Raw genomic sequence first — 24,536 nt, forward strand, 5'->3', positions numbered from 1 at the left:
ACTCCATGAGCCCCACGTACACGGCCGGCTCGCTCGTGACCGCCCGCGGCCGGGACTGGGTGGTACTGCCCGAGAGCGCCACCGACATGCTGGTGCTGCGCCCGCTGGGCGGCAGCGACGACGACATCGCCGCCGTCTTCCCGGCCTTCGAGGACGTCGAGCAGGCCGTGTTCGCCGCCCCCGGCCCGGACGACCTGGGCGACCAGTACGCCGCCGGGCTGCTGCGCACCGCCCTGCGGATCGGCTTCCGCTCGGGCGCCGGCCCATTCCGCTCGCTGGCCTCCATCGCGGTCGAGCCGCGTGCCTATCAGCTGGTGCCGCTGCTCATGGCACTGCGCCAGAACACTGTCCGGCTGCTGGTCTCGGACGACGTCGGCATCGGCAAGACCATCGAGGCGGGCCTGATCGCCAAGGAGTTGCTGGAGCAGGGTGAGGCGAGCCGGCTCGCCGTGCTCTGCTCCCCCGCTCTGGCCGAACAGTGGCAGGGCGAACTGCGGGAGAAGTTCGGCATCGACGCCGAACTCGTGCTCTCCTCCACCGTCTCCCGGCTGGAGCGCGGCCTGGAACTCGGGCAGTCGATCTTCGACAAACACCCGTACACGATCATCTCGACCGACTTCATCAAGTCCACCCGCCACCGCGAGGACTTCGCCCGCCGCTGCCCCGACCTGGTCATCGTCGACGAGGCACACACCTGCGTCGCCGCCGACGACGACCGGAACGGCACCAAGTCCGGTGCCAACCAGCTCCGCTACGAACTGCTGAAGCGCGTGGCCGGCGATCCCGAACGGCACCTGGTGCTGCTCACCGCCACCCCGCACTCCGGCAAGGAATCCGCGTTCCGCAACCTGCTGGGTCTCGTCAGGCCCGAGCTGGCGGACCTCAACCTCGACAACCCGGCCCACCGGGCGAAGCTCGCCGAGCACTTCGTCGCGCGCAAGCGCGCCGACGTCCGCAGCTACCTCACCAAGGAGGACGGCCTCGCCGACGACTCGCTCGCCGAGCGCACGGCCTTCCCGTCCGACCGCTGGACGAAGGACGAGCCGTACAAGCTCGCCCCCGGCTACCGCGCTCTGCTCGACGACGCGATCGCCTACGCTGGTGACCGCGTCCGGGCTGCCGGCGGCGAGGGCAGGCGAGAGGCGCGGATCGCCTGGTGGTCGGTGATCGCGCTGCTCCGCTCGATGGTCTCCTCACCCCGGGCCGCCGCCCAGACCCTCAGGACCCGCTCGGCCTCCGCGGCCGCCCGTACACCCCAGGAGGCGGACGCGCTGGGCGCACCGCTGAACAGCGACGCCGCGGACAGCGACACCCTCGAAGGCATGGACGTCGCCCCCGGCGCCGGCGAGACCGAGGACGCTGGTGCGCGTCTCAAGGAGCTTGCCGAGCGGGCCAAGGCACTGGAGGGCACCCAGCAGGACGCGAAGCTGAAGGCGCTGATCAAGCACCTCAAGTCGCTGCTCGCCGACGGCTACCACCCGATCGTCTTCTGCCGTTACATCCCGACCGCCGAGTACCTCTCGGAGGAACTGAGCGGGGCACTCGGGAAGAAGGCCAAGGTCGCGGCGGTGACGGGCACCCTTTCCCCGCAGCAGCGGCTGGAGCGCATCGAGGAGCTCGCCGCCGAGGCCGCCGACGATCCGGCCGCCCGCCGCGTGCTGATCGCCACCGACTGCCTCTCCGAAGGCGTCAACCTCCAACACCACTTCGACGCCGTCGTCCACTACGACCTCGCTTGGAACCCGACCCGCCACGACCAGCGCGAGGGCCGCGTCGACCGGTACGGCCAGAAGCGCGACCAGGTCCGTGTCATCACCATGTTCGGCGAGGACAACGGTATCGACGGCAAGGTGCTGGAGGTGCTGTTCGCCAAGCACCGGCAGATCCAGAAGGACCTCGGGATCTCGGTGTCCGTCCCGGACGAGACCGCCTCCGGCGTCACCGACGCCATCGTGGAGTGGCTGCTGCTCCACGGGCGCCAAGGCATCCAGGACAGCCTGTTCGACATGCCCGGCGCCCAGGAGTCCTTCGACCGCGCCGAGCGGGAGTGGAACTCGGCGGCCGAGCGCGAGCGGACCTCCCGCTCCAAGTACGCGCAGCGGTCCATCCACCCCGAGGAGGTCGCCCGCGAGGTGGCCGCCGTCCGGGCAGCGCTCGGCGGGGCGGAGGAGGTCCGCGAGTTCACCCTGTCGGCGCTGCACGGGCTGGAGGCCCTGGTCCGCGACCCGCGGGACGGGTCGGGTGACTTCACCGCGCAGGTCGGCGGAACGCCGGCGGGCCTGCGCGATGCACTGGCCGCCACGCTGGGCGGGCGGATCGTCGAGGAGGACCGCGAGATCCCGTTCCGCACCGAACCGGCGATCGGCCGGGGCGAGGCGGCGCTGGTCCGTACAGACCCGGCGGTCGGCTCGATCGCCGCGTACGTGCTCGACTCCGCGCTCGACGCGAACACGCCCGGACCGCGGCCGGCGCGCCGGTGCGGCGTGGTCACCACCGACGCGGTGAGCGTGCGCACCACGCTGTTGCTGGTCCGGTACCGCTTTCACCTGACGCTTCCGTCGCGCAGCGGCGAGAAGCAGATCGTCGCGGAGGACGCGCGGCTGCTCGCCTTCGAGGGCATGCCCGCCCGGGCGCGCTGGCTGGGTGACGAGGCTGCGGCCGAGCTGCTGGCCGCACGTGCCTCGGCCAACACCAGCCCGCAGCTGGCCCGCAACCAGACCGCCCGGACGCTGGACGGCCTGGACGAGCTGACGGACCACCTGAAGGAGTACGGCAAGAGCCTCGCCGCCGAGCTCGACACATCGCACCGGCGGGTCCGCAAGGCCAGCGACGAGATCGTCCGTGGCCTGAAGGTCGTGCCGCAGGACGATGCCGACGTCCTCGGCGTGTACATCTATCTTCCTGCCAACCCCGCACCCGCCGCCGTCCCGTCCGCTGGAGCCGTCGCCTGATGTCCGCCGCCACCACCCGCACCACCCCGGCCTTCACCGCCGTCACCACGGTCGGCGGCCTGCTGCCGACCGACATGCTGCTGCGCATCGCGGAGGCCCGGAACCTGCCTGGCACCAAGCCGGCCGACTACGGCCTGCCTGCGTCCATCCCGGTACGGGACGAGGCCGAGCGGGCCTGGGAGTACCTGAAGCCGCTCTGGCGCGAACTGCGCGAGGCCCTGCCGTCCGATCCGAAGACGGGTGCGCCCGCCGCCGACCCGACGGGGCGGGCGGGGACCGACTGGCTCGCGCAGCTCTTCCGCAAGCTCGACTTCGGCACGCTGACGGTGGTCGGTGCGGAAGGCATCGCCGCGGACGCGGATGCTGGGCATCGCTTCCCTGTCAGCCATCGCCATGGCCCGGCCCTGATCCACCAGATCCCGTGGAACCAGGAGCTCGACAAGCGGGCGGCGGCCGGGCAGATGCCGCCGCAGTCCATGCTCCAGGACTGCCTCAACCGTGTCGAGGCCCACCAGTGGGCCGTCCTCACCAATGGCCGGCACCTACGCCTGCTGCGCGATTCCTCCTCCTTCGCCACGGCCGCCTACGTCGAATTCGATCTCGAAGCACTGTTCGACGGCGAGCTGTTCAGCGAGTTCGTGCTGCTCTACTGCGTGCTGCACGCCTCGCGGTTCACTGTGCCGGAGGGCTCCCCGGCGTCGGCCTGCTGGCTGGAGAAGTGGCGTGCGGAGGCCGTCACTTCGGGCGCTCGGGCGCTCGACCAGCTACGGCTGGGCGTACAGAACGCCCTCACCGTGCTGGGCACCGGCTTCCTGCGCCACCCGGACAACGCCCGACTGCGCGAGGACACCGATCCGAAAGCCCTTCGCGACGCCCTTCTGCGCTTCGTCTACCGGCTGCTGTTCGTCTTCGTCGCCGAGGACCGTGAGGCCCTGATCCATCCCGATGCGACTGAGAGACAGCGCGAGACCTACCAGAAGTACTTCTCCTCCTCACGGCTCCGCACCCACGCCCGCCGACGCCAGGGCACCTCCCACGGCGACCTGTACGAGGCGCTGCGGATCGTACTCACTGCGCTCGGCACCCCGGGCGGCCGGGAGGAGCTGGGTCTGCCGGGACTCGGCGGCCTGTTCTCCCTCACAGAGGCGGACGCCCCGCTGGGCGGGCTGAAGCTCTCCAACGAGGCGCTGCTCACGGCGGTACGTCACCTCGCTCAGGTCCGGGACGTCGGCGCCCGACGGTGGCGGGCAGTGGACTATCGGCACCTCGACGCCGAAGAGCTGGGATCGGTCTACGAATCCCTGCTGGAGCTGGAGCCCAAGCACTCGGCGACAGACCGCAGTTTCGAGTTGGTCGAGGTCGTCGGCAACAGCCGGAAGACGACCGGCAGTTATTACACGCCCTCCTCCCTCATCGAGTGCCTGCTCGACACCACGCTGAACCCGGTAATAGACGATGCCGTGAAGCGTGGCGAGCAAAGCGCGCAGGACGCCCAACGTGCCGACGCGACGGAAGACATCGTCACCGAACTGCTGTCACTGACGGTCTGCGACCCGGCCTGTGGGTCCGGGCACTTCCTGGTCGCCTCCGCCCGACGCATCGCGAAGCGCATCGCGGCTGTGCGAGAGCGCAACCCCGAGCCGACGACGGACGCCGTCCGGCACGCCCTGCACGAGGTCGTCGCCCGGTGTATCTACGGAGTCGACCTCAACCCGATGGCCGTCGACCTGGCCAAGGTATCTCTGTGGCTGGAGGCACTGGAGCCCGGCAAGCCGCTCGGCTTCCTGGACGCGCATATCAAACACGGAAACGGCCTGATCGGCGCCACACCCAAGCTACTGGCCGACGGCATCCCCGAGGATGCGTTCAAGGCGATCGAAGGTGACGACAAGAAGTACGCGGCAGGTCTCGCCAAGCGCAACAGAGCCCAGCGGGGAGGTGCGGACGAGCTCCTGTTCGACACGGATGCGCCCCCTGGCAACGATCGCTACGCCGCCGAACTCACCCGCATCACGGGGGCGCCATCCGATCTCCTGGAGCAGGTGCGGGCCCAGGAGGAGGCATACCGCGGCTACGTCGAGTCGACGACGTACGTCCAGGATCTGCATGCCGCCGACGCCTGGTGTGCTGCTTTCGTATGGCCCAAGCACATCGGGGCTCCGGCGGCGCCAACGGATCAGCTCTTCCGCTCTCTCCGGAGCCGCAACCAGTCGGCGGTACCGGACGACACTCACTTCATGATCACCAAGCTCCGCGATCAGTACCACTTCTTCCACTGGCACCTGGAGTTCCCGGAGGTGTTCGCCGTTCCGGAATCGGGGGCGGGCGTACAGACGGGAACAGGGTGGGCCGGCGGCTTCGACGCAGTCGTGGGGAACCCTCCGTGGGATCAAGTTCAGGTAGACGCACGTGAGTTCTTTGCGGCAAAGCGAGTGGATATCGCCGAAGCGGCGAACATGACTGCCCGCAACAAGATGATCAACCTGCTGTCCACAGAAGACCCCGAGTTGCATGCGAGCTTCAAGCAGGAACAACGCAAGAACGACGGGTTCAAACATTTCGCACACAGCTCTGGGCGATTCCCGCTGACTGCCTACGGGCGACTCAATACGTATTCACTATTCACTGAACACGCTCGCACTGTCATGGCTATTCGTGGACGCAGCGGCCAGATTGTGCCCTCAGGAATCGCCACGGACTCGTTCAATCAGTATTTCTTCAAGGATCTGGTCACCCATGGTCACCTGGTCGCGCTGTACGGTTTCGAGAACGAGGAAAAGGTCTTCCCCGGCGTCCATCACAGCGTGAACTTCGCCCTGTTCTGCATGGCGGGATCAGGCTCCACGGAGGCCCAGATCCCCATCGCCTTCCGAATCAGGCAGGTCGAGCAGATTCCTGAACGGTCCTACTCTCTGACAGGCCGCGACATTCAACTCCTCAACCCGAACACCGGAACCTGCCCAGTGTTCCGCTCCCACCGCGACATGGAGATCACACTGGGTATCTACCGACGCATCCCGGTACTGATCAAAGAAGGCGATGTCGACGGCAACCCGTGGGACATGAAGTTCCAGCTCATGATCATGATGAACACGGACTCGGACAAGTTTCACACCCGCGAGAACCTCATCGCCGATGACTGGCACGCAGAGGGCAGTACATTCGTCAAGGCTGGATCGCGCATGCTCCCACTGTACGAGGCGAAGATGCTCCACCACTACGACCACCGCTTCTCCACATACGAGAACGCAACTGAGAAGCAACTCGCCGTCGGCACTCTCCCTCGTTTCACCGTGGAACAGCATCAGGACCCACATGCCGTCCCTCTGCCTCGCTACTGGGTCTCCGAGGAGGACACCCCTACCGGCGAAATTGACAAGTCCGGCCGGGAGATCAAAGCGCCAGGCGTCCGCAGTCGCCTGGCAGCCAAGGGGTGGAACCGGGAGTGGGTCTTCGGTTGGCGCGACATCTGTCGAGCTAGCGATGAGCGCACGCTGATCGCGGCCGTCGCTCCTGCTCACGGCTTCGCCCACCCCTACCCTCTGGCCCTCCCGGCCTCACCGAACCACGCCCCGCTGCTTTCCGCTGTCTGGTCTTCCATGGCCTGTGACTACGCCGTCCGCCAGAAGATCGGTGGCACGCACCTCACCTACGGCTTTATCCAGCAAGTACCGGTCCCCACCCCCGGCCAGCTCACGCCTCACACGGCCTTCGTCGCTCCTCGTGTCCTCGAACTCATTTACACCGCGGACGACATGAGAACGTTCGCCCACGACCTGGGCGATAGCGGCGCCCCTTTCCGGTGGGCGACCGACCGTCGCGCCATCATCCGTGCCGAGCTGGACGCGTTGTTCTTCCACCTCTATGGCATCTCGCGCGACGACACCGCGTACATCCTCGACACCTTCAACGTCACTCGCGACAACGACATCAAAGCGCACGGCACCTACCGCACCAAGGAACTCATCCTCGCCGAGTACGACCGGATGGCCGCCGCCGGGCTGACTCTGGAGAATCCGCTGACAGAGGGCGAGTCCGGCACTTACCGGTCCACGCTGAACCCGCCGCCCGGCCGGGGGCCCCGCCACCCCGCCGCCGACGCGTAGTCCTCAACGGCCTTGCCCGCTTGGCGTCATGCGCCAAGCGGGCAAGTGCATCCGCTTCTCCTGCACCGCCGGACGCCCCGGGAGGAGCATGGGCAGGTGGGTGCCTCGACCGAGGGCGCCGAGGGCCCGTTCGACACAGCGGTGCTGGTCGGTCTCCACCAGGTCGGCCAGCTCAGCGCGGTGGACCCGGCGGAGTTCGACGATCTCCGCCGACGGCCGACGACGTCTCACGATCTGCTCCTGCATGGGCACGAGTCGGCCGCCTCAGTGGACGAAGTTCATGCCCTCGGGCAGGAGTTGCGTGTTCATGTAGTCCACGGCAAGGACGCGGACGAGCGGCAGGGTGAAGCCGGTCCCGGTCTCGGCGTGCCCGCGGGCGGCGAGGTGCGGGGATTCGTTGCGCTCGGCGCCGCTGGACCCCCGGTCTCCCGCAGCAGCCTTCGGCGCCTTCGGCGCACCACCCGCAAGGCTCGGCGCTGGCCTCAGGACGATCCGGGCGCTCCCGTCGACCGCGGCTGGTCGGGGCCTTGCCGTTCGTGATGTTGCCACCCTCAGAGGCCCCGCCGCCACCGGAACCCAAGTCGGTGCGACCACGAGCCTGCCCGAGGGGCGACCCGACCGCGGGTCCGCGAATCCTAGCGAAACGGCGGATCGCGTCACGCAGTTCGGCAGGACGCCAGAGGTGCAGGGCCCGCGACTAGGCTTGCGGGGATTCCTCGGCCCTCTCCTTGCTTCCACCCATGATCCTGGCGCCGGCGAAGACGGCCACGAGGACCATTGCGGCGCCGGCGCCGACTGTCACCGTCCGGGAAGTCCTCTCCAGGAACGGCTTGTTCTCGCTGTCCTTCTGGGCTTCCTGATCTACGTTGTGCTGGAAGAACTCATGGAGTGACAGTCGCTGCTCCCAGCTGAGGTCATCCCTGTCGAGGTCCTTCTGAAGGGCGTCCCTGTGCTGCCGGGAAGCCTGGTGGAAATGCTCCTGACTCTTCTCGTTGGCCGAGAGCGTCGACTTGTGCGCCTCCACCATCGCATCCACGGAGTTCTTGGCGAGGTCCTTGAACACGGGGAGCTTCTCGATGAGCTTCAGACGCACCTCGGTGCTCATCTCGGGCATCGCCGCCACGAAGTTGACCACCTTGTCCTTGGACAGGTGCCTCCAGGACGGTATCCCCAGCGCCCGCTTGATCCTGGCCTCGTTCTCGTTCTCCACGCCCTGACTCCGTCCATGGTCCCGTAGCAAGTTCCGGATCCTAGCGGTGGCCTCCTACGGCCGGCAGCCGACTCCTCATCTGGCACCGCGGCAGCACGTTGAGCGGCCCAGCTAGTTCACAGAAGGCACAGCAATCGCTTGTTAGCACCGCCAACGCACTCATCTGCTACTGTTATTAACGCCAGGGCCGCCTGCTGACGATTGGTGCCGTCATGTTCGAACAGCTCTCACTGCTCCCCGCCACCGACACCGAGATCTACTCCCCCACGCTCTACCTCCTCCAGGACGCCGGTGCCTCGCCGAAGGACCTGCGCAGGGCACTCCGCCGGAGTTCCGAGCAGGGCGAGGAGTTCCAGGTCCGGAACATCTCGGTCGAGGGCATCCCCGGCGTCGCGGCGTACGGGTACATCGGTGCGACGGGCAAGCCGCCCTGGCTGGGAGCGTTGAACCGGCTCGTCGACGAGCCGGTCGAACTGACGAACCGTCGCGCCGGCGCCGCCGTCCTCCTGCCCGTGGCCGGTCGGCCCTTCGCGGTCTGCTTCGGCTTCGGTCACCTGCTCCTCGAAGCCGAATCGCTCAGCTCGTCCTTCGGCATGGACTACATGCGGCGCGTCGTCGACCCCGGCAGCATCAAGGAGCTGACGCACACCCGAATGGACACGCGTGTGTACACGGACCGGAGCTCCACCGCGAGGGGACAGCACGCCAGGGAGTTCGAGCTCGACGAATACGGCGAGATCTTCTCCCGCATGACCGGGACGGCGTGGGAAACCGGCCTCACGGCCGAGCGGGACCCCCGGTCAAGGAGGTCCGGACTGCGCGTCTCCGGCGGCGCTTCCCTCAAGATCCCCCTCGCCGTGGACGCCACCCACCTCGTCGCGGACCTGCGCACGATCGCTGCCACCCTCGGCCAGGAGCCGAACCCGGGCCTCGACCTCCTTTCCCGGATCGACGCTCTCCCCACGACCGACCCGCTGGTCAAGATCCTCGACGAGCGGCTCGCCGAGGCCCTCGACAGCCCGGACGGCTTGCAGCGGATCACCTTCGCGCCGCCCGACGCGTTGCACGACCGCCTGCCGGAGAGCACCGCAGTGCGCATTCGCCTGCCCGGACGCCCGAAGTACGTTGTCACGCAGGAGGTGACCGCCGAGACGTTCCGGGATCTGCTGCGCCGTCACCCGGCCGCAACTCGGCTGGAGGCACTCAGGAAGGCCACCATCCAGCTGGTGTCCGACATCGAGGGTGACGAGCCCGTCGGAGGGCATACGTCCGCGTTGCGATGGGTCGCGGCCGAGGTCACCCTCAACGACGGTCACTACATCCGCCACGAGAACAAGTGGCGGAGGATCGGTGCCGACCACCTCAAGTTCATCGACACGGAACTGCGCATGCTCTTCGAGGAATCGCGGCGCTACGAGACCCCCAGCTGGCCGACACGGGACGAGGCGGCCGAACTGAAGCTCGATGACGCGAACGAGGGCGGCTACAACCAGTTGCTGGGCCAGCGGCTCGGGTGGGCCGTGCTCGACAAGGCGATGATCCGGTGCGCCCTGCATCCGGGCGGCTTCGAGGCGGCCGACCTGGTCTCGCCCGACGGCACCCTCATGCACGTCAAGCGAGCCAAGGGCTCGGACGCGCTCAGCCACCTCGGCGTTCAGGGCCTGGTCTCCGCCGATGCCCTGCGCACGGAGGACGCGAACAGCAGCTTCGTCGCGGCGGTGACGGAGAAGTCGCCGGGCTTCCCCCAAGAATTCTTCAGGCCGCGCCGGGTGGTCTTCGCCATCGCCCTGAGGACGGGGGCCGAGCTCACCCCGGACTCGTTGTTCACGATGTCCAAGATCTCGCTGCTCAAGACTGCACGCGCGCTGCGGCGCATGGGCGTCGAGGTCGACATCCAGGGGATCGACTACCAGGCCCGCGCCGTCGAGGACCGCCGGGTCAAGCAGCAGAAGAAGGCTCAGCAGGCGCAGACAGCCGCCGGAACCACCACCCCGTAGGCTGAGGCGCCGCCGCCGACCAGACCGACGCAGGAAGGGCTCCCCATGTCCCACCCGGACCGCCCCGAGTTCCACATCAAGCTTCCCGGCGTGGACCTCGTCGCACGCGGGCGGCTCCTCGACGAGGTCGGAAACAACGGCTCGCCCAAGTTCCTGCTGCTGGAGGGGTCGTCGGCGGCGGCGACCGACTGGCCCAAGCTGGGCGACTACGGCCGCCGGCTGCGCGCCGAACTGCGGACCGACTGGTCGCTCGTGGACGATCGCCCCGGGTACTGGGTGGCCAACCGCGACATCGAGTGCAACTCGCCCTCGGCCGCCGCCACCGTCGTGCTCGGCTACAACGCCGGCGGCCCCGAAACCTGGCGGACCACCGAGGGCTACCCCCTCGCGGACTACCTGCCCGGCAGTTGGCGCATCCCGCACAAGGCGTGGCTGGTGCGCGGCTCCAACGTGTCCGGGCACAACCTGGTGCGGCGGCTCTGGCTCGCCGACGGGATCGTCTCGCTGTCCGGCGCCCACCTCCCGCCGCTCGATGAGGCGGACCCGACCAAGAGCGCCCTGCGCAACTACGTCGAAGAAGGCTACGAGGGTTCCGCCACGTACAACCAGAAGCGCGGCCTGGTCGACGACATCCACGCGTTCCTGACCCAGATGCGGCCCGGCGACGCCGTCGCCACCCTCGCCGACGGCCTGCTGTACCTCGGGGAGATCGACGGCCCGGCCGAGCAGACCGACTCCCCTGGCGGCCTGTCGAACCTGCGCCGGAAAACCGTCTGGCAGCCGGAGGGCCACCCGTACGAAGACCTGCCCGAGGAGTTGCAGCAGAAGCTGTCGGTCCAGCACGACGTGGTGGACCTGACCACCGTTGCGGACACGCTCGCCAGGCTCGGTGCGCCCCCCACGGCCGCGATAGTGGACCTGCCCGAGGAGCCGCCCAAGGAACTCGCCCTCCCGCCGGTCACGGCCGCCCTCGCCGACGACCTGCTCGTCCACGACCTCGCCTGGCTCGAAGAGGTGCGCGAACTCCTCTGGGAGGAGCGGCAGATCGTCCTCTACGGTCCGCCCGGAACCGGCAAGACCTACCTGGCCATGCGGCTCGCCGAGCACTTCGGCGGCGGCCCGGAGCAGGTGAAGCTGGTCCAGTTCCACCCCTCCTACGCCTACGAGGACTTCTTCGAGGGGTTCCGGCCCACCGAGGACCCGGAGACACACGACGTCGCCTTCCGGCTCACTGCCGGACCGCTGCGCGAACTCGCCGACCTCGCCTCCCGCGAGGGCAACCGTCACCTCCCCCACTTTCTGATCATCGACGAGATCAACCGGGCCAATCTCGCCAAGGTCTTCGGTGAGCTCTACTTCCTGCTCGAGTACCGCAAGAAGTCGGTCCGTCTGACGTACTCCGGCGACGACTTCGCCCTCCCGCCCAACCTCTTCGTCATCGGCACCATGAACACCGCCGACCGCTCCATCGCCCTCGTCGACGCCGCGATGCGCCGCCGCTTCGCCTTCGTGGAGCTTTCCCCGCGCACCGAGCCCACCCGCGGCCTCCTGCACCGCTGGCTGGAACGCGAGCAGCTCGGCCCGGAGCCCGCCCGCCTCCTCGACGCCCTCAACGACCGGATCGGGGACCCCGACTTCGCCATCGGTCCGTCCTACCTGATGAAGCCGGGCATCCACGCCGACGACCGGCTGCACCGCGTCTGGCGGACGAAGATCCTGCCGCTGCTGGAGGAGCACCACTACGGCGAGGGCGAGGACATCGAGGCCCGCTACGGGCTCGACGCCCTGCGGAAGTCGCTGCCGTGAACCCCGACGGCGGCGCCCCCACCGACATCTCCCTGCGCGAGCACGCCCCCGCCCGTTCCGTTCCGCTGGACGCCGCCACCGGCCGGGCGCTGGCTGCCTCCGGCGTACTGAAGAGCGCGGTACCGGACCCATACCGGGACGGCCACTGGCTGCTGCGGGCCGGGAGCCTGGTCGGCGCGGTCCGGATCCCCGTACCCGGGACCGGGCAACCCGCGCCCACCGTCCGGATAGCGCCCAAGACGCCCGTCCGGCGCCTGTTCTTCCTCCTCGGCTTCAGCCTCGACCCGGCGAAGGCCTGGCGGCAGGGCCGGGACGGCACGGTCGACGCGGGGGCGCACGAGGACGTGGTGCCCGCCCTCGCGCACGCCGTGGAGCGGCAGATCGACGCGGCGCTGCGGCAGGGCGTCCTCCAGGGCTACCGGCGGACGGAGGAGTCAGCGCTCGTCGTGCGCGGCCGGATCCGCGAGGCGGAGCAGATCCGCCGGCACTTCGGCCGCACCCCGCCGGTGGAGATCGCCTACGACGCCTACACCGCCGACATCCCGGAGAACCGGATCCTGCGGGCCGCCGCCGAGACGCTGCTGCGGTTGCCGGGTGTGCCCGGCCCGGTGAGGCGGCGCCTGGCGCACCAACGGGTCCGTCTGGTCGACGCGGAGCCGCTGGTACGCGGGCACGAGCTGCCCACCTGGACGCCGTCCCGCCTCAACTCCCGCTACCAACCCGCGCTCCGGCTTGCCGAGGCCCTGCTGGCGGGCTCCACACCGGAGCACCGGCCCGGCGAACTCCGCCTGGACGGATTCCTGTTCGACATGAACTCGCTCTTCGAGGACTTCGTCACCGGTGCCCTACGGGAAGCCGTCCGCGAGCACGGGCTCTCCGCTCGCTTCCAGGACCGGCACCACCTGGACACCGCCCGACTCGTCCGGCTGCGCCCCGACCTGGTCGTGTACGCCGCCGACGGCCGGACACCGGTGGCCGTTGTCGACGCCAAGTACAAGACGGAGGACGGCGGCGCCCACCCGAACGAGGACCTGTACCAGATGCTCGCCTACTGCACGGCCCTCGGCCTGGACGAAGGCCACCTGGTGTACGCGGCCGGCCGGGCGGACAGCCGCGTCCACGAGGTGCGCGGCACGGCCGGCCCCGGCGGACGGGGCATCAGGCTGCACCAGCACGCCCTCGAGCTGGACGCCGAGCCCGCCACACTCCTCACGATCTTCCGCACCTTGGCAGCACGCGTGGTCCGCGACCACAGCCGTCTGGGATCATGACCGGACGAACTTCCCGTGCCGGCCCCGTCCGGCACGCTCGCAACGCTTCCGCGGGCCCCGCTCCGACCAGCACCGGAACACGAGAGGGAACATGCCTCGACTCGCTTTCGCCAACAGCTTCTGGGACGGCTACGACACCCTGGAGAAGCCGATCCGCGCCGGTGTGCGCAAGGCCATGGCGAAGTTCCAGGCCCTGAGCACCGCCGAACTGAACGCCGACAAGGGCCTCCACCTGGAGTCCGTCGAGAACTCCCGTGACCCGCGGATGCGGACCATCCGGATCACCGACTTCTGGCGCGGCATCGTACTCGCCCCGGATGACGGCAGTAACGTCTTCCTGCTGGTCAACGTCCTGCGCCACGACCACGCCTACTCCTGGGCCGCCAAGCGCCTCTACAGCGCGAACACCGCCACCCGCGCCCTGGAGGTCCGCAACGCGGTCGCCCTCGACCAACTGACGCCGATGAACCGACCAGGCGCGCTGTCAGGAGCTCGGCCTCACCCTAGAGAGATCGCACTCACCTTGCCGTACCGGCCTGTGATGTACAACGTGCCACCCACGACCACCGGCCGACCGCGCTCGCCCTCTTCCCACACGCTGCACGGCCCCGAGCCCACCTGCCCTCCCCCCGATGCTTCGAAGGCGAGCAGACGTCCACCGCGGTGCCCCACGTAGACGATGCCTCCCACTTCGAGAGGGGTGGTCGTGAAGTCCCCCGGCGCGGTTGCCCGCCATCGCTCGGCACCGGTGGCGGCATCGAGAGCGACGAGCAGCCTCGGCTCGCTCACCAGGACGACCAAATCGCCGACGGGTACGGGAGCCACCTGGGTGCGGTGCTGGGTGGGGTGCTGCCACCGCAGGCGGCCACTGGCGGCATCGCGGGTGTGGACCGTACCTTCGGCATCCACGAGGTGCACGGCTGCGGCAGAGGCCACGGGGGCGCCGACCACGGGCTCCGGAAGCCTCTTGCGATACACCTCCTTGCCGGTTATGAGGTCCACAGCCACCAGCAAGTGCCGGAAAGTGGCGGTTTGCTCGACCAGAAACAGGAGGCCTTCGCTTCCGCCCCACTGAGGGAACAGCGGGTTCCTCGGGGCATAGGACCAACTGGTCTGTCCGTCGGACGGGTCGACTGCCAGGACGCAGCCCGCTGCGAAGCCGGAATCGCTGCTTCGGCTGCCCGCCGGACCACCGAGCACAATGAGCTTGCCTCGATGAAGGCGGGCCGGAGCAAGAACAGGGTGGTCTGCCAGCAGTGTCCGCCACCGGGGTCGTCCGTCGGCGGGGTTCAGGGCGTGGAGACCGCCCGTTCTACCCGGGACGTACAACGTACCGTCGGTGAAACGCGCCAGTGCGTGGTCGATCTGGAGTACTGCCTCCCAGCGCATCTTCAAATCAGGCAGTCCGAAAGCCCGGAGCCGGTTGCCGGCGATCGGAATGTAGACGGCATTGTCGCCCACGACGGAGTGCTGTCCGGAGGACGGCTTGAGCAGCGTGGGTTGCAGCTTGCCCTGCGTGTCGTCGATGACCCGCAGGTATGGCGGATCCCAGACCACGACCCACTGCGCTGATCTGACCGGATGGTACGCCTTCTCCGAGAGCGGGACCTGCCAACGCACCTTAGGATGCCGGGTCCGCGCGGTGGCGTTCGTAGGGCGGTACAGGGCCGCTTGAGGTGCGCTCTCCTCGGGGGTGCCCCGGGTATCGGCGTAGGTTTCGATTTCGGCGATGAACTGGTCGATTGTTCCGGCCCGCAGCTCGTTCTCGGGCGAGACCTTCACCCAACGCGAGGTGGCGGGTGATGCGCTCAGCACCTTCGTCAGGTTGACCCAGAACAGTTTGCGGATCTCCATGTCGTAGACGACCCCGACGACTGGTAGCACGTTGTTTCGCCAGTCGTCCGCATGGTCGTCCACCGGGATCGCATAGCCCCGGGCCCGCCGATATTTACTTGACCTGCTCCCGGCCGTCTTGACTTGTACGGCCACCATCCGTCCGGTCCGTACCCGGTCTCGGGTGAAGGCGACGAGGAAGTCCTCGCCCAGATCTGCTCCGCCGTCGATCGGGTACACGACATGGTCGTGGTCCTGGAGAAGCGCCTGAAGGGCGTTCGCGCCAGCGAGTTCGATCCGACGATTCGGTGGAAGGGTGGCCATCGGTTGTTCTCTCTGCACGACGCTACGAGGTCTCGCCTTTAGTGCTGGGCCCCGACAGTGCTCTTCGACTGTACAGAGACCGTGAACCGAGCCAGGCGAGGAGAACGGGTTCAACCTTCTGTGTGCCGGCACCTTCGGGTTCCCGCTCCGATCTTGTCCCGTGACAAGACTCGTGAGTTGACCGGAATTTTCGCGATCTTCGCCCTCCTGCGCGCCGCAATCCGCGACGACCTCGACATCGCGGAGCCCCAGGTCCTGGTCGTCTTCAACAGCGAGCACGGTTCCACCAACCGCACAGCCACCAACCAGGAGTACAAGGCGAACCGGAAGGCGCCGGCGGAGGCGCTCAAACCGTTGGCCTCGCGCGGTCAAGGACGGACTGGACACGCACGAGATCCGGCGGGTCGAGGTCGACGATGTCCAGCCGCCATCCGCTGATGATTCAGTCAGAAGAGTCAGCAAGAGGTCGGCATCAGTACGAGCAGACCTTGCGACAAACGCCCAAACTTGGGAGTTGAGAGTACACCCGCATCGCATCCCACGGAGATGCCGAGCCGAGGAATGGCCGCCCTCCGCCGGGGCCGGCGCATATCCACCCGGACCCGTCGAGAACGATGGCCGGATTCGCCACTTCGGCATCATCCTCGCAGGTCAGCGCTCGCGCCCCCGCGCCTTCAACGGGACGGCCGGCAGCTCCGGGGCGGGCAGCCGCTCGCCGTCGTAGCCGTGGACCTCACCGAAGCGGGTGCCGGTCATCCAGTCGGCGCGGGCCCGGGCGATGTCGTCGGTGGTGCGGCCGATGAAGTTCCACCACATGACGATCTTCTCGTCGAAGGGTTCGCCGCCGAGGAGGAGGACGGCGGCCTCGCCGCGGGCGCGGAGGGGGAGGTCGGGGCGTCCGCAGCCGAGGTAGAGCATGGCGCCGGGCTCGACCGGGACGCCGTCGACGTCGACGCGGCCGGACATGGCGAGGACGGCGTACTCGAAGTCGGGGACGAGCGGGAGGCGGAGGTCCGCGCCCTCGGCGAGGGCGAGGTCGGCGCCGACCAGCGGGGTGTGGGTGGTGCCGGGCGAGGCGGCGGTGTCGAGGGCGCCGAGGATGACGGTGGCGCGCAGGCCGGGGGCGGTGACCACGGGCAGGTCGGGGTGGTGCTCGAAGGCGGGGGCGATGTGCCGGCTGGCTTCCGGGAGAGCGAGCCAGAGCTGGGCGCCGTGCAGGTGGCGGGCGTGCGGGCGGGGGGACTCCTCGGAGTGCGAGATCGCCCGGCCGGAGGTCATCAGGCCCAGTTCGTACGGCCGGACGGTCTGCAGGCTGCCCAGGCTGTCGCGGTGCAGCACCTCGCCCTGGTGGAGCCAGCTGACCGTCTGGAGTCCCATGTGCGGGTGCGGCGGGACCTGCATGCCGGGCTCGTCGGCGATGTCGTCGGGCCCGTAGTGGTCCACGAAGCACCAGGCGCCGACCATCCGGCGGCCGAGGTTGGGCAGCAGGCGGCGGACCACCGTGCTTCCACCGAGGGGGAACTGACGCCCCGTCAGCAGGTCCCTCACCGGGCCGGTGCTGGCCTCGCGGCCGCAGCTGGTCGGGGTGGGTCTGAGGTCGAGGTTGCTCATCGCGGGTTCCACCACCGTACGGAGAGGGGCCGGGCGGGGGCCTCGGAGGGCGCCGCCACCGATCATCCACCGCGGTGCGGTGTTCCTCCACCCGTGCCCGGCCATCCGGCGGTGCCGGCACCCGGGGGCCCGGGGCCGGGGCCGACCCCGGGCACCGGCACCCCGGCCCGCCGGCAGGCGTCAGTGCCCGCAGGCCCACCAGGCGTCGGCGGTCGCCTTGTCGGCCTGCTCGCGCAGCTTGCGGACCGCCTCGGACGGGTCCTCGGCCCCGTACACCGCCGAGCCGGCCACGAACACGTCCGCACCGGCCTCCGCGCAGCGCTCGATCGTGCTCGCCGCGACGCCGCCGTCCACCTGGAGCCACAGCTGCAGGTCGTGCTTGGCGATCAGCTCCCGGGTGCGGCGGATCTTCGGCAGCATGATGTCCAGGAAGGCCTGGCCGCCGAAGCCGGGCTCGACGGTCATGATCAGCACCATGTCGAGCTCGGGCAGCAGGTCCTCGTACGGCTCGATCGGGGTGCCCGGCTTGAGCGCCATCGAGGCGCGGGCGCCCTTGGCGCGGATCTCGCGGGCGAGCCGGACGGGCGCGGCGGCGGCCTCGACGTGGAAGGTGACCGAGCCGGCGCCGGCCTCCACGTACTGCGGGGCCCAGCGGTCCGGGTCCTCGATCATCAGGTGGAGGTCGAGCGGGATGTCGGTGGCGCGGGAGAGCGACTCGACCACCGGGACGCCGAGGGTCAGATTGGGCACGAAGTGGTTGTCCATGACGTCCACATGCAGCCAGTCGGAACCCCGGACGGCCTCGGCCTCGTCGGCGAGCCGGGCGAAGTCCGCGGACAGGATGCTGGGGTTGATCTGGGCCATGACCGACTACCTTCGTACGAGGGCTTGCGAGGGCTGGGCACCCCCTGAGCGGGCACCTCATCCCATCATCCCGTGCCGCACCGGCGCCGACCGTACGGCGCCGCCCCCGCGTGACCGTCATCACACCCCTCCCGGGGTTACCGGAGCCGTCGCCGTGGTCATCAGCCCTGGAACGGTCCATGCGGGAACGGCCCACCCAACCGCCCCGCGCACGAACGCCCGCGCGGGAACGCCCCCGCACGCACGAACGCCCGCACGCCAGAAACACCGGAAACGCCAGAAACGCCAGGAACACCAGGCGCGGCTCCCGCCGGACCGCCCCGACCAGCCGAGCTCCCCGGTACGCCCGGAGCTCCGTCCGAGGAAGGTCTCCGATGACCGATCTCGTCCACCCCGCCCGCGCACTGTGGTGGCTCTTCGAGCCGGTGCATGCCGTCACCTACTTCCTACCCGAGGGCCAGGCCGCCTTCGAGGAGGCCGGCCTGCGCGGCCGCCTGCACGGCTACTTCGCCACCCGCGCGGCCCCGCTCGGCGCGGTGGACGCCCCGCCGGTCACCGCCGCGTTCTTCAGCTTCGCCCCGGCGATGGTCGAGCGCGCCCTGCCGGAGGCGTGGAACCACGCGAGCCCGGAGGAGGCGCTGACCGCCCGGCTGAAGGCCTCGGCGACGATCCTCGGCCGGCTGCTGGAGCACGTGGACCGGGACCAGGTCGAGCTGGTCGCCGAGAGCCTGGAGAAGGCCGCCGCCCGGCTGGACTGCGCCGGCCGGGTGCTGGCCGGCGCCAACGCCGCGCTCCCCCGCCCGAGCGGTCTCCACGAACGGCTCTGGCAGGCCGCCACCGTGATGCGCGAGCACCGCGGCGACGGCCACGTGGCCGCCCTGGTGGCGGCCGGCCTGGACGGCTGCGAGGCCCTGGTGGTCCGCTGCGCGATGGACATGCGGCGCGAGATGATCCAGCCGTTGCGCGGCTGGACGGACGCCGAGTGGGAGGCGGCCGCCGGGCGTCTGGTCGAGCGCGGCTGGCTGACCGCCGAGGGGACGGTCACCGAACTGGGCCGGGTCCGCCACCAGACCCTGGAGGCCGCCACCGACCTGGCCGCCGCCCGGGTCTGGGACGACTACCCGCGCGCCGAACTCGACCGGCTGGCGGCGGCGTTGAAGCCGATCTCGACGCTCTGTCGCGGTCAGCTGCCGATCAACCCGATGGGGCTGCCGGACAACCAGTGACGGCAGGTCCGCGCCGTCGGGGCGAAAGCCGCCCTCACGGCGCGGCCCGTCCCCACTCCGCGGGCCGGCCTCACGACGCGGAGGGCACCGCCCCGCGAGCCCCCGACGCGCCCTCGGGCGGGCCGAGCACGATGCCCCGCCCGGCGTAGAACCGCTCGAACGACCGCCACGGCACGCGCGCGAAGGACTGCGACTCCCCCGGGAACCCGGAGGGGTTGTGGATCAGCAGCGCGGTGCCCGTGGCGCCCACCGCCAGCACCAGGTGCCCGCCGCGCCGCACCGGCTCCGGCCCGTGCGGCTCCCGGATCGACGGGTGCACCGAGACCATCACCAGCCGGCCGTCGGCCACCTCGGCGGACACGTCCGCCGGCGTCAACTCCCGTGCCCGCGCGGCCAGTCCCCAGCGCCGCTCGACGTACTCGGCGAACGGCGCGTGGATCAGCCCGCGCAGGCCCTCGCCGTCCCGCAGGTACGCGCCGGCCGCCACGCACTCCTCCGCGAGCGCCATCGCCGACGGGTTGACACCCCACCAGTGCGCGAGCGCCATCCGCAGGCAGGCCACCCCGCACAGCCGCCAGGACCACCATGCGTACTCCTCCGCGGTGGCCGCGCCGGACTGCCCCCAGCGCGGGTCGGCGGACGCGTCCAGCCGCCCGTCGACGATCTCCCGCACCAGCTCCGCGGACTCCCACTGCGCGAGGTACGGCACCTCGTGCACCACCCGGAGCGCCTGTGCCACCCGCGCCGGCCGCTCCGCCCGCCGGTTCCCCTGATCCACCATCCCCCGACGCTCTCACGCCCCGGCCCGCCGGTCGACTCACGACACTCTTGAGCAGCCGTACGCAGGCGGCCTGCGGGCCGGGGCTCCTACCGTGGTCACGCCGCCGGCGAGGGACTCCGCGGCGCCCGGGGCGGGGGAGGCAGTCGTGAGGAAGATCGCGCTGGGGCCGGGCTCCCCCGCCTCCCCCCGTCACCGCCACCTACGCGCCGGCCGCGCCGTCCCCGACGGCCGCCTCCCCGACCCGCTTCCCGGCGCCGTCGGAGTCGCCGCTGCCGCCCGAGTCGCCGCTGCCGTCGGAGTCGCCGGCCTCCGGCTCCCGGTAGGCCAGTCGCTGCGCCGCGTGCCGGCCGCGTGCCTCCACCGGCAGCGAGCCGGTGGCGCGGGCCAGGCCGAACGGCGGCATGTCGAAGTAGATCGACTCGTACCCGCCCTGCGGCACGATGTACGTCTCGTGCCAGAGCCCCACGTGCCCGCGCGCCTTCCCCTCCCGCAGTTTGCGGTTGGCGATGCCCCACACGGTGTGGTGGAAGCCGTCCGGCGCGCTCGCGTAGCCGTACAGCTTCTCCTTCGACTCCCAGTACTGGACGACGTAGTAGGTGCGCGGCGAGGCGGTCAGCAGGATGCGGCCGCGCAGGCCGCGGTCGGGGCCGCGGCGCAGCTCGTACAGCATCCGGAACATCGCGAACATCACCGGACCCCAGTGGTGCACGGCCCAGAACCGGTTGATCCGCATGCCGATCAGCAGCACCACGGTGTCGCCGGTGGCGGCGGCGGTGGTGTAGCCGGGCTGCGGCCTGGCGAACAAGGACATCTCTGCCTCCCTGCGCCCATACCCGTGTAAGCGGCGATTACATCAGCGCCGGATGGCCCGGTCAAGGCTCCTCGCGCTCAATTCGGCTGCGTCTTCTGCCTGTTGGCGACAACACCCTGGCCGAAGGTGTCGAGCACCTGCCCGGCCAGCTCCTCCGCCGCGGCGGCCGGCAGGTAGCCGTCCACGATCATCTGCGCCAGCCCGTACGTCAGCGCCTGCCCGGCCAGCGCGAGCAGCAGCGGATCGCCGGGGCGCAGCCGGCCCGCCGTCTGGTCAGCGACGATCAGGTCCGTGAGCGCCCGGTCGATGCCGTCCAGCCGCTCGCTCAGTTCGGGCTCCCGGGCGGCGGTGAACACCCGCGAGCGCACCAGCTCGAACCGCCGCGGATGGCGCAGCGCGTACCGTACGAAGCCCAGTCCGATCACCCGCATCGCGGACCCGTCCGCCGGGTCCGCGGCCGCCAACTGGGCTTCCTGCCAGCGCTCGTAGTCCGCCAGCACGCGGTCCGCCAGCGCGGTCAACAGCGCCTGGCGGTCGGCGAAGTGCCGGAACGGCGCGCCCGGCGACACCCCGGCCCGCCGCGCCACCTCCCGCACGCTGACCTTCTCCGGCCCCTGCTCGTCCAGCAGCTCGAGTGCCGCCGCCACCAGCGCCTCCGGCAACGCCCCGTGGTGGTAAGCCCGTTCCCGATCCCGTTCCCGCTCCCTCATGCCCGCCTTGCTACCACAGCGGGGCCGCTCCCCGGCTCCCGTCGCACCCACCGGGCGGGCGGGGCCGGACGGCCCCGGCCGTCGGCTCTCGGCGCATGCCCAGGGCCGACGGCCGGGGCCCGGGTCCTCACCAGGCGTAGTCCTCCGGGGCGGGCCGGTGGCCCGGGAAGATCTCGTCGAGGCGGTCGAGGGCCTTCTGGTCGAGCTCGATGTCCAGGACGCCGACGGCGGCGTCGAGGTGGGCCGCGGTGCGGGGGCCGATGATGGGGGCGGTGACCGCGGGGCGGGAGAGGAGCCAGGCGAGGCCGAGGTCGGCGGGGTCGACGCCGAGTTCGGCGGCGAAGCCCTCGTAGGCCTGGATGGCGTCGCGGTGCTTGGCGAGCAGTTCGGTCGCGTAGGCCATCGCGCTGCGGGTCCTGGTGCCCTCGCGTTCCTTGCGCAGGACGCCGCCGAGCAGGCCGCTGCGCAGCGGGGACCACGGGAGCAGCCCGAGTCCGTAGTGCTGGAGGGCGGGGATGACCTCCAGTTCGACGGTGCGGTCGATCAGGTTGTAGAGGGACTGCTCGCTGACCAGGCCGAGGAAGTTCCGGGAGCGGGCGGCCTCCTGGGCCTGGGCGATGTGCCAGCCGGCGAAGTTGCTGGAGCCGACGTAGATGACCTTGCCCTGGGCGACCAGGACCTCCATCGCCTGCCAGATCTCCTCCCAGGGCGTGGCCCGGTCGATGTGGTGCATCTGGTAGAGGTCGATGTGGTCGGTCTGGAGGCGGCGCAGGCTGGCCTCGACGGCCTTGCGGATGGCCAGCGCGGAGAGCTTGCCCTCGTTGGGCCAGTCGCTCATGTCGGCGTAGGCCTTGGTGGCGAGGACGGTGCGCTCGCGCCGGCCGCCGCCCTTGGCGAACCAGCGGCCGATGATCTCCTCGGTGCGGCCCTGCAGCCGGCCCTCGCTGTCGCGGCCGTAACTGTTGGCGGTGTCGAAGAAGTTGATGCCGCGCTCGTGGGCGGTGTCCATGAGACGGTGCGCCTCGGCTTCCTCGGTGTGGGGGCCGAAGTTCATGGTGCCGAGGCAGATGCGGGAGACGGTCAGGCCGGTGCGGCCGAGGTGGGTGTACTCCATGGCGCCCACCTTCGGTCCCACCGGCCCCGGTGTCCAGCACATTTCACCGGAAGCGGCCGATCACCGCCCGTGGGTGGCGAACTTCCGTACGGCGAGCGGCACGCAGGCCGCGAGCAGCAGCGCGCTCCAGAGCAGTGCGGCGAGCACGGCGTGCTGCGTCGGCCAGGCCGAGCCGGCCGCCGAGGGGTTGCCGAACAGTTCCCGGCAGGCCTGGACGACGGAGCTGACCGGGTTCCAGTCGGCGAGGAGGCGCAGCCAGCCGGGCATACCGCCGGTCGGCACGTAGGCGTTGGTGACCATCGCGAGCGGGAAGACGACGACGGCGAGCTGGCCGGCCGCCTCCTCCTTGCCGACGGCCAGTCCGAGCAGCGTGCCGACCCAGGTCATCACGAAGCGGAAGAGCAGCAGCAGCGCGAACGCCTCTGCGGCGTCGGCGAGTCCGTGCCGGGCGCGCCAGCCGGCGGCGAGCCCCACCCCGGCCAGCAGCGCCAGGACGACCACGCTGACCAGCAGGTCGGCGAGGGCCTGTCCGAGCAGCAGTCCGGTGCGGGAGACGGGCATGGAGCGCAGCCGGTCGGTGACCCCGCGGCCGACGTCGCGGGCGGCGCCGACCATGGTGGGCATGATGCCGTTGGTGGCCACCATGGCGAACAGTCCGGGCATCAGGAACTCCCGGTAGTCGCCGCCCCCGGGCACCCGCATGGCGCTGCCGAAGACGTACCCGAAGACCACCACCATCACCACCGGCACCCCCAGCGAGGCGGCCAACAGGCCCGGCGAGTGGCGGTAGTTGAGAAGGACGCGGAGCATCGACGTCCAGGTGCCGGAGGCGAGCCGGGCGGCGGCGGACGGACGCGCCGCGGCGGTGCGCGCGGCGTACCCGGTGTGCACGGTGGTCATCAGGCGGCCTTCCCCGTGGTCGCGGAGTCCTGGGTGAGCGACAGGAAGACGTCGTCCAGCGAGGGCGCCCGTACCGCGACGTCCTCGGCGACGACTCCCGCACCGTCCAACTCCCGCACCAGCGAGGGGAGCAGGACGGACACCCCGGGGGCGGTCAGCACCGTGACGGTCCGTTCGGCGACGTCCACCCGCGCGTCGCCGCCGGTCATCGAGGAGAGCAGCACGGCGGTGGCGGCGAGCCGTCCGGGGTCGGCCAGGGTGACGGAGACCTGACTGCCGATCGCGGCCTTGAGCCGGTCGGGCGGGCCGGTGGCGATGGCGGCGCCGTGGTCGACCACCACGATGTCGTCGGCGAGCCGGTCGGCCTCCTCCAGGTACTGGGTGGTGAGGAGGACGGTGGTGCCACCGTCGGCCAACTCCTTGACGGTGTCCCAGATCGCCTGTCGGCTGCGTGGGTCGAGCCCGGTGGTGGGCTCGTCCAGGAACAGCACCGGCGGGCTGGTGACCAGGCTGGCGACGAGGTCGAGGCGTCGGCGCATGCCGCCGGAGTAGGTGCGCACGAGCCGGTCGGCGGCCTCGGTCAGGCCGAAGCGGTCGAGGAGCTCGTCGGCGCGCACCCGGGCCCGACGGGCACCGAGGTGGTGCAGCCGGCCGAGCAGCCGGAGGTTGTCGCCGCCGGTGACGCCCTCGTCGACGGCGGCGTGCTGCCCGGCGAGGCCGATGGAGCGGCGGACGTCCTCGGCGGCGCGGACGACGTCGTATCCGGCGACCCTGGCCGTGCCGCGGTCGGGGGCGACCAGGGTGGCGAGGACGCGTACGGCGGTGGTCTTGCCGGCGCCGTTGGGACCGAGCAGCCCGCAGACGGTGCCGGCCGGGACGGTGAGGTCGAGGCCGCGCAGGGCCTCGGTGGCGCCGAACCGCTTCGCCACGCCCGCCATCTCGATGGCGGGCGCCGTACCGGCGGCGGGTCGATGGGTGTCGGACATGACTCTGCCCCTCTCTAGGTACATCGTACGTAGAA

18 protein-coding genes and 1 pseudogene are annotated in these 24,536 nt (G+C 70.4%); 9 read left to right on the plus strand and 10 right to left on the minus strand.

All coding sequences use genetic code 11. The annotated features are described in order from the left end of the window. Nucleotides 1-5 precede the first annotated feature (5 nt). The 3 genes from AB0E96_RS04485 to AB0E96_RS04495 all read left to right on the plus strand — a co-directional run bounded on the left by AB0E96_RS04485 (nucleotide 6) and on the right by AB0E96_RS04495 (nucleotide 7,597). Nucleotides 6-2,951, plus strand: a complete 2,946-nt coding sequence (locus tag AB0E96_RS04485; RefSeq protein WP_359818354.1) for a DEAD/DEAH box helicase — start codon at nucleotides 6-8, stop codon at nucleotides 2,949-2,951. Beyond that, on the plus strand, nucleotides 2,951-7,057 hold the full coding sequence (locus AB0E96_RS04490) for a DNA methyltransferase (RefSeq protein ID WP_359818357.1): 4,107 nt from the start codon (nucleotides 2,951-2,953) through the stop codon (nucleotides 7,055-7,057). The genes AB0E96_RS04485 and AB0E96_RS04490 overlap by 1 nt, the downstream gene beginning before the upstream one ends. 96 nt (nucleotides 7,058-7,153) lie before the next feature. Continuing rightward, nucleotides 7,154-7,597: a hypothetical protein gene (locus AB0E96_RS04495; protein ID WP_359818359.1), complete on the plus strand. Its 444-nt coding sequence runs from the start codon at nucleotides 7,154-7,156 to the stop codon at nucleotides 7,595-7,597. A gap of 157 nt (nucleotides 7,598-7,754) precedes the next feature. On the opposite strand, the gene AB0E96_RS04500 is transcribed toward AB0E96_RS04495, so the two are convergent. After that, the gene (locus AB0E96_RS04500) at nucleotides 7,755-8,267 is read right to left on the minus strand and encodes a hypothetical protein (protein ID WP_359818362.1); all 513 of its coding nucleotides are present in this window, start codon (nucleotides 8,265-8,267) and stop codon (nucleotides 7,755-7,757) included. A gap of 212 nt (nucleotides 8,268-8,479) precedes the next feature. Here AB0E96_RS04500 and AB0E96_RS04505 point away from each other — a divergent pair, with 212 nt between their 5' ends. The 4 genes and pseudogenes from AB0E96_RS04505 to AB0E96_RS04520 form a co-directional block, all read left to right on the plus strand. Then, on the plus strand, nucleotides 8,480-10,264 hold the full coding sequence (locus tag AB0E96_RS04505; protein ID WP_359818364.1) for a DUF6119 family protein: 1,785 nt from the start codon (nucleotides 8,480-8,482) through the stop codon (nucleotides 10,262-10,264). Nucleotides 10,265-10,309: 45 nt separating this feature from the next. Continuing rightward, nucleotides 10,310-12,070 carry a DUF4357 domain-containing protein gene (locus AB0E96_RS04510; protein ID WP_359818366.1) on the plus strand — a complete coding sequence of 587 codons (1,761 nt, stop codon included), beginning with the start codon at nucleotides 10,310-10,312 and terminating at the stop codon, nucleotides 12,068-12,070. After that, nucleotides 12,067-13,341, plus strand: a complete 1,275-nt coding sequence (locus tag AB0E96_RS04515; RefSeq protein ID WP_359818368.1) for a restriction endonuclease — start codon at nucleotides 12,067-12,069, stop codon at nucleotides 13,339-13,341. The genes AB0E96_RS04510 and AB0E96_RS04515 overlap by 4 nt, the downstream gene beginning before the upstream one ends. Before the next feature lie 91 nt (nucleotides 13,342-13,432). Beyond that, nucleotides 13,433-13,804: pseudogene (locus AB0E96_RS04520) on the plus strand (DNA helicase UvrD); the annotation flags it as partial. A gap of 35 nt (nucleotides 13,805-13,839) precedes the next feature. Here AB0E96_RS04520 and AB0E96_RS04525 read toward each other — a convergent pair. Next, the gene (locus AB0E96_RS04525; protein WP_359818370.1) at nucleotides 13,840-15,498 is read right to left on the minus strand and encodes a PQQ-binding-like beta-propeller repeat protein; all 1,659 of its coding nucleotides are present in this window, start codon (nucleotides 15,496-15,498) and stop codon (nucleotides 13,840-13,842) included. Nucleotides 15,499-15,675: 177 nt separating this feature from the next. On the opposite strand from AB0E96_RS04525, the gene AB0E96_RS04530 reads away from it, so the two are divergent. Further along, nucleotides 15,676-15,936 (plus strand): hypothetical protein, encoded by a 261-nt coding sequence (locus AB0E96_RS04530; RefSeq protein WP_359818373.1) that lies wholly within the window; start codon nucleotides 15,676-15,678, stop codon nucleotides 15,934-15,936. 213 nt (nucleotides 15,937-16,149) lie between these two features. On the opposite strand, the gene AB0E96_RS04535 is transcribed toward AB0E96_RS04530, so the two are convergent. Together AB0E96_RS04535 and rpe are read right to left on the minus strand one after the other, a co-directional pair. Next, nucleotides 16,150-17,109, minus strand: coding sequence for a pirin family protein (locus AB0E96_RS04535; protein ID WP_359818376.1), 960 nt, complete (start codon nucleotides 17,107-17,109; stop codon nucleotides 16,150-16,152). Nucleotides 17,110-17,289: 180 nt separating this feature from the next. Continuing rightward, complete coding sequence (rpe, locus tag AB0E96_RS04540) at nucleotides 17,290-17,973, minus strand: ribulose-phosphate 3-epimerase (RefSeq protein ID WP_359818379.1); 684 nt, start codon at nucleotides 17,971-17,973, stop codon at nucleotides 17,290-17,292. Nucleotides 17,974-18,347: 374 nt separating this feature from the next. Here rpe and AB0E96_RS04545 point away from each other — a divergent pair, with 374 nt between their 5' ends. Next, a complete protein-coding gene (locus AB0E96_RS04545) occupies nucleotides 18,348-19,199 on the plus strand; it encodes a hypothetical protein (protein ID WP_359818381.1) in 852 nt (283 codons plus the stop codon). Nucleotides 19,200-19,269: 70 nt separating this feature from the next. Here the strand turns inward: AB0E96_RS04545 and AB0E96_RS04550 are convergent, their stop codons facing one another. The 6 genes from AB0E96_RS04550 to AB0E96_RS04575 form a co-directional block, all read right to left on the minus strand. Next, nucleotides 19,270-19,980: a C39 family peptidase gene (locus AB0E96_RS04550; RefSeq protein WP_359818383.1), complete on the minus strand. Its 711-nt coding sequence runs from the start codon at nucleotides 19,978-19,980 to the stop codon at nucleotides 19,270-19,272. Nucleotides 19,981-20,179: 199 nt separating this feature from the next. Next, on the minus strand, nucleotides 20,180-20,785 hold the full coding sequence (locus AB0E96_RS04555) for a DUF4188 domain-containing protein (protein ID WP_359818411.1): 606 nt from the start codon (nucleotides 20,783-20,785) through the stop codon (nucleotides 20,180-20,182). Between the two features lie 83 nt (nucleotides 20,786-20,868). Further along, nucleotides 20,869-21,438, minus strand: coding sequence for a TetR/AcrR family transcriptional regulator (locus AB0E96_RS04560; RefSeq protein WP_359818386.1), 570 nt, complete (start codon nucleotides 21,436-21,438; stop codon nucleotides 20,869-20,871). A 190-nt stretch (nucleotides 21,439-21,628) separates the two neighbouring features. Then, nucleotides 21,629-22,615, minus strand: coding sequence for an aldo/keto reductase (locus AB0E96_RS04565; protein ID WP_359818388.1), 987 nt, complete (start codon nucleotides 22,613-22,615; stop codon nucleotides 21,629-21,631). A 60-nt stretch (nucleotides 22,616-22,675) separates the two neighbouring features. Further along, nucleotides 22,676-23,515 (minus strand): ABC transporter permease, encoded by an 840-nt coding sequence (locus AB0E96_RS04570; protein WP_359818391.1) that lies wholly within the window; start codon nucleotides 23,513-23,515, stop codon nucleotides 22,676-22,678. Then, nucleotides 23,515-24,501 carry an ATP-binding cassette domain-containing protein gene (locus AB0E96_RS04575; RefSeq protein ID WP_359818394.1) on the minus strand — a complete coding sequence of 329 codons (987 nt, stop codon included), beginning with the start codon at nucleotides 24,499-24,501 and terminating at the stop codon, nucleotides 23,515-23,517. The genes AB0E96_RS04570 and AB0E96_RS04575 overlap by 1 nt, the downstream gene beginning before the upstream one ends. Between the last annotated feature and the right edge of the window lie 35 nt (nucleotides 24,502-24,536).

It is taken from the genome of Kitasatospora sp. NPDC036755, from assembly GCF_040636595.1.
In the GTDB taxonomy this organism is placed as follows: Bacteria; Actinomycetota; Actinomycetes; order Streptomycetales; family Streptomycetaceae; genus Kitasatospora.

Excerpts from the sequence above, each read along its gene's own strand:
- AB0E96_RS04485 (WP_359818354.1), top strand. The coding sequence starts at position 6 with ATGAGCCCCACGTACACGGCCGGCTCGCTCGTGACCGCCCGCGGCCGG.
- AB0E96_RS04490 (WP_359818357.1), top strand. The coding sequence starts at position 2,951 with ATGTCCGCCGCCACCACCCGCACCACCCCGGCCTTCACCGCCGTCACC.
- AB0E96_RS04505 (WP_359818364.1), top strand. The coding sequence starts at position 8,480 with ATGTTCGAACAGCTCTCACTGCTCCCCGCCACCGACACCGAGATCTAC.
- AB0E96_RS04510 (WP_359818366.1), top strand. The coding sequence starts at position 10,310 with ATGTCCCACCCGGACCGCCCCGAGTTCCACATCAAGCTTCCCGGCGTG.
- AB0E96_RS04525 (WP_359818370.1), bottom strand. The coding sequence starts at position 15,498 with ATGGCCACCCTTCCACCGAATCGTCGGATCGAACTCGCTGGCGCGAAC.
- AB0E96_RS04535 (WP_359818376.1), bottom strand. The coding sequence starts at position 17,109 with ATGAGCAACCTCGACCTCAGACCCACCCCGACCAGCTGCGGCCGCGAG.
- rpe (WP_359818379.1), bottom strand. The coding sequence starts at position 17,973 with ATGGCCCAGATCAACCCCAGCATCCTGTCCGCGGACTTCGCCCGGCTC.
- AB0E96_RS04545 (WP_359818381.1), top strand. The coding sequence starts at position 18,348 with ATGACCGATCTCGTCCACCCCGCCCGCGCACTGTGGTGGCTCTTCGAG.
- AB0E96_RS04550 (WP_359818383.1), bottom strand. The coding sequence starts at position 19,980 with ATGGTGGATCAGGGGAACCGGCGGGCGGAGCGGCCGGCGCGGGTGGCA.
- AB0E96_RS04565 (WP_359818388.1), bottom strand. The coding sequence starts at position 22,615 with ATGGAGTACACCCACCTCGGCCGCACCGGCCTGACCGTCTCCCGCATC.
- AB0E96_RS04570 (WP_359818391.1), bottom strand. The coding sequence starts at position 23,515 with ATGACCACCGTGCACACCGGGTACGCCGCGCGCACCGCCGCGGCGCGT.
- AB0E96_RS04575 (WP_359818394.1), bottom strand. The coding sequence starts at position 24,501 with ATGTCCGACACCCATCGACCCGCCGCCGGTACGGCGCCCGCCATCGAG.